The 2,178-nt window shown below is 35.1% G+C and carries 1 protein-coding gene; it reads right to left on the bottom strand.

Features of this window, described 5'->3' with window-relative positions:
- Positions 1–161: 161 nt before the first annotated feature.
- A complete protein-coding gene (locus UNSWCS_RS10675) occupies positions 162–1,916 on the bottom strand; it encodes a hypothetical protein (protein ID WP_021088509.1) in 1,755 nt (584 codons plus the stop codon).
- Between the last annotated feature and the right edge of the window lie 262 nt (positions 1,917–2,178).

Here is a 2,178-nt window from a genome sequence, read left to right as displayed (position 1 = left end):
AACTTTGGTTGATACCTTTATGTTCTGCTCTAAATTTAAGGGGTAGCTACCAAGTGCGTTTATCATCTAATATCCTTTTAGCTTTAACTCACACCAAAGATATCGTCTTTTTTGTGAAAAGTTTTATTTTACAAAGGTTTTTAGTTTGCATAAATTTACTCCTAAACTCTCGCATCTATCTTTTTATAAAGCCTATCTTTACTAGATAGTTCTTTAAAGTTTAGGTCATTTTCAAGATAGGTGATGTTGTAAATTTCTTTGGTGGTGATGCTTTTGCCGTTTTCAAGTCCGATTAGGAATTTACTTGTAAATTTATCAGAGAGGTTTTTAACCAGCTTTGCTCCAAGCTCTTTTAGGCTAGATATCTTCTCATCTTGCTTTATGCCTATATCTTTAAAGTCAAGTCTATTTAGCTCTACATCATTCATGCTCTTAGCATCTAAATTTATACTTGCTCTTTTGCTATCCTTGTCATCTTTGCTGATTAGCTTGCCAGTGTCGCTATAAATTTCTTTTACCTCTAGCTCTCTTCCGCTATCAAATTTAAGCGTGATCGTGCCATTTTTATTTAGCTTCATAGCTATTACGCTGTCTGTGTCCTTTAGCGCAGCTGCTGCCTTGCTAGTATCACTCTCAAAAGCATGCTTTGCTCTTTCTAAATTTTCTAGGCTAAACTCCAGTCCAGTCGCTTTTTCAAACTCACTCTCCATAGCGATTATATAAGATGACTTTGTGACTTTTAGCTTTGAGATGAGATCATCTGCATCCTCTACATCATTTTCTTTTAAATTTTTGCTTATCCACTCTACATCTTTGCTATGAGCGCTAGACTCTTTTTGGTAGTCGTTATAAAATTTCATAAAGCTATCTTTTTGATAGCCTGCGTATGAAAAGCTCTCATCTTGTTTAGGCCCAGAAGGCTTTATGATAGGGTTAAACTCGCTAAGCTTTTTCTTGCCGTCAAAGCCAACTTTCTCATAGGCAAAGTTGTTTAAGCCGCTCTCTTCGTTAAATATCTTATTATCCCTAAGATCTACCCAGCTGTCTTTGTCTGCATGGTCTTTGAAAAATTTATTAGTCTCTTCTTTGTCTATCTTTTGGTAGCGATACTCGGCTGAAAATAGAGTATAAGGGTTTGAGTTATTTAAACTAACTCTGTAATCAACTGTGTTCTTGCTAGCAAAGTCCATAGCCTCATGGCTTAAATTTCTAATATCTTTTTTGATAAAGTCGTTAAGGTTTATCTCGCTTACAACTTCGCTTAGTTTGAAAATTTTCTCATTTCCATCTTTGTCGTAGCCTCTAACCTTTAGCTTATCAAAGTATTTATCACCAGAATTTATCACTCCGTCCTTGTTGCTATCAAAGTTAAATAAAAATCCATTTGCATCTAGCTTGCCTATACCTAGTTTGTCATTATCGTCATAAAGATCCAAAAAGACCTCCACGTCACCCAGTGAGGTTTTTATCGTTTTTTCATAGGCGTAGTCATTTAAATTTGTAAATTTAGTATCTGCTGCCGCGATGGGCTTAATGGGAGTTTTTGAATTTATAGATGAGAAATAGGTGCTAGTTTGATCCACTTTCCTTAGCGCTGAGGCATCTTCACCAAAGAGATATTTGTTTTCAAAGTCTTTTTTGTCCCAGTTTCTTCTTTGTATATCCACATAAGAAAAAGCATCGTTTGTCCCGTTGTCTGCTTTAGCATACTCTGACTTCACGCCACTGGTGCTGGCGCTTTGGATGATAGAGTAAGTGCTATTTGAGATAAGCTTAGTAGCGATCTCTTTAAGCTCAGACTTTAAATTTGTATTGTCTAAAGTTTGCACTCTATCTACGCCAAGAAGGACCCTTGAATAGATCATATCTTTGGGTAAATTTATATTTATGGGCTCTAAATTTGGTGATATATTCATTCTAAATCCTTTTAAAATATATATCTTATATCGGCAAATATAAAAAATGTTTAGTAGTTTATAGTCTAAAAGGGCTTAGAGCGAATGCCTACTATGTTATATTTTTTAAAGCTCTCTTGTCTTCGTCCTCTCATCAAATTCTTTTAAAACGTCCATTATCTTACTTGCTAGCCCCTCGAGCGTGTGATCTTTTTTAAGCTCTAAATTTCTAAGCTTTAAAATCCTAGCTAGTATATCTTTTAGATCTTTCTTACCAGATAGT

Origin of the sequence: Campylobacter concisus UNSWCS, from assembly GCF_000466685.1 — a bacterium.
GTDB lineage: Bacteria > Campylobacterota > Campylobacteria > Campylobacterales > Campylobacteraceae > Campylobacter_A > Campylobacter_A concisus_A.
Note: the sequence above shows the minus strand (reverse complement) of the source record. Positions and strands in the feature narration are given on the sequence as shown.

Excerpts from the sequence above, each read along its gene's own strand:
- UNSWCS_RS10675 (WP_021088509.1), bottom strand. The coding sequence starts at position 1,916 with ATGAATATATCACCAAATTTAGAGCCCATAAATATAAATTTACCCAAA.